This window comes from bacterium, from assembly GCA_040755795.1.
In the GTDB taxonomy this organism is placed as follows: Bacteria; UBA9089; CG2-30-40-21; order CG2-30-40-21; family SBAY01; genus JBFLXS01.
This window is the reverse complement of the sequence record JBFLXS010000586.1, coordinates 1-2032: the sequence shown is the minus strand read 5'-3', so window position 1 is coordinate 2032 and position 2032 is coordinate 1. Positions and strand designations below refer to the sequence as shown.

The following is a 2032-nucleotide window of genomic DNA, read 5'->3' as shown; positions in this document are numbered from 1 at the left end:
ATATAACACCTCCTCCTCTTGATGTCAACTAAGCAGATTACCTCTTTTTTGTCACTTTGGCATGTTTTATCACCCAAAACTCTCCCCAACCCACACCATAACTAAAAACCATTTGCAACACTCTCATCTTAATAAATTATCCCTTGATTTTTAAGGCTTTATTTAAAATTGTCTCAACTTAAATAGAAAAAATGCCGATAATATATGGAGAGGATTTCTTTCTGTATATCATGCATTTTTGGAATGATATACAGAAATAGGATAATTATTCAATGATAAGCATTTCTCCATCTTATCATTAGTCTTCCTCACGTTCAAGCACTGTATAAGCCTTCTTCAACTCTCTTTCCACCTTCTTCAAAGACTTATATCGGGTATTCAAATCGGTTGAAGGGGATACAACTACCTGAGCAAATTCCACACTGGCTTTGACTAAACCAAAAGCAGAACTGTATGTTAAGGGATAATGGGGGCCTCCTTTTAATTGTTTAACTTTTTCATAGATATCCTGGATTTCAGGTTCCCAATCTTTGAGTGCTTGAACCTTGAGTTCCCTGGCAATGGGCGGAGACTCAAGACTTTCTATGATGCGATTATTCTGTTTAGCAATCATATAGATTTCTTTGAGATTACTACAGATTCCACTACCAAAATGAATCTTGTAACTATGAAAAATTCCATCGTATACTATTTTTCCGGCAAAGGGTAATAGTACCGTTTCTACTAAAAGAGGCAAATGAGCTGGATGAATCAGTTCATCGAATCCCTGATAAAGCCCATAGACTCCATAAACCTGCTCTTTCTCTGAAATAAAAATAGCCTGTTTCTTTAAGAACCGCTCGATATAGAACTCTCCTTTTATGAAGTCTCGCCATTTACTTACAGTTAACAACTTCTCTTCGGAGAATTGCTGAGGATTTTCTTTCACAAACAAATCAATCAATTGCTGGTTTTTGTATAGTGCCTCACGAACCTTAACCTTCTCATTCTTAGAAAGTGCCTTATACTCGCCCAGCGTTTTAATAGAAGGTAACATCTTAAGTTTTTGATTAACAAAGAACTGAAGTGCCCACATTATCTCAAAAAATAAGTCTGCTTCTTGTGTAGGAAGTTTCATAACAATAAATTACCTCTCTAATGAATAGGTTGATTCGTGCCTACCCGCCGCCACTGGCAAGCCTCGCCTGAATCACTGATACCTGGGCAGGCAAAGGACGATAGTTTAGGTAAGCGTCGGCTCCAACCAATGTTATGCGGGCCTCTCCCGTGTGCGAATTCTCTTAAAAATCTGCACCAGGTTCCCGTTCTTAATATCTGAAACATCTACCCCATAAACTTCCGCAATCTTTCGATGATATTCCTCGTTCGTTTCCTCGCTGTGGAAATCCCACAGGCTGGATTCGTCTGTTATCAGACATTCGTCGTAGTTCATTGCCAATATCTGCTTAAAAAACTCACCAGCAAGCGGTTCGTATTGTGCGATTTCGACAGTCGGAGCAAACTCTATTTCCATCTTACCCCTCGTCCCAGGCCGAGGTAGTGTTTTGTCCCCACCTTTGTATTCCTCAAAACGCCGCTTCATGTCCGCATAAGATTCTTCTTGTGTCTGACCATGACCGAACATTAGCGGCCAGTTAAGCACCTGAGCCGTCCAGGGGACGGGTCTTAGTCTTCCCATAGATACTGAGGTGTCCACCCGAAAATGACGGAATCTGATTGGGTAATCCGCCACAGTCCAATCGGTCTTGAAGAAAGATAAAATGTACTTGCTACAAACCTTCAAATTAACCATGTTCAAACCCGAGTTTCATCGCTCCCTGGGGAATGTTCTGTGCGACTCGCTTTCTTCTGCTCTCGTCCTGACAGGACCCGCATAGTAATCCAGTTCACCATCAGCAGGAAAAATTGGTGGTGTCCGAAATTAGCTAACTTCCTCTAACCGGATAGGTAAGCCATTCCTCTATACTCCAAACGTGGTCGGTTAGACCAGCAGCCATTGCCGGAGTTCGTTGTTGCCAACCACCATCAATGC

Annotated in this window: 2 protein-coding genes; both read right to left on the bottom strand. The window is 41.4% G+C overall.

The features are described from left to right. Nucleotides 1-298 precede the first annotated feature (298 nt). The gene (locus AB1414_19995) at nucleotides 299-1117 is read right to left on the bottom strand and encodes a hypothetical protein (GenBank protein ID MEW6609695.1); all 819 of its coding nucleotides are present in this window, start codon (nucleotides 1115-1117) and stop codon (nucleotides 299-301) included. A 132-nt stretch (nucleotides 1118-1249) separates the two neighbouring features. Continuing rightward, nucleotides 1250-1678 carry a hypothetical protein gene (locus AB1414_19990; protein ID MEW6609694.1) on the bottom strand — a complete coding sequence of 143 codons (429 nt, stop codon included), beginning with the start codon at nucleotides 1676-1678 and terminating at the stop codon, nucleotides 1250-1252. Between the last annotated feature and the right edge of the window lie 354 nt (nucleotides 1679-2032).

What these genes read in the sequence shown, in the direction of transcription:
- AB1414_19995 (MEW6609695.1), bottom strand. Translation starts at nt 1,117, where the DNA reads ATGAAACTTCCTACACAAGAAGCAGACTTATTTTTTGAGATAATGTGG.
- AB1414_19990 (MEW6609694.1), bottom strand. Translation starts at nt 1,678, where the DNA reads ATGGGAAGACTAAGACCCGTCCCCTGGACGGCTCAGGTGCTTAACTGG.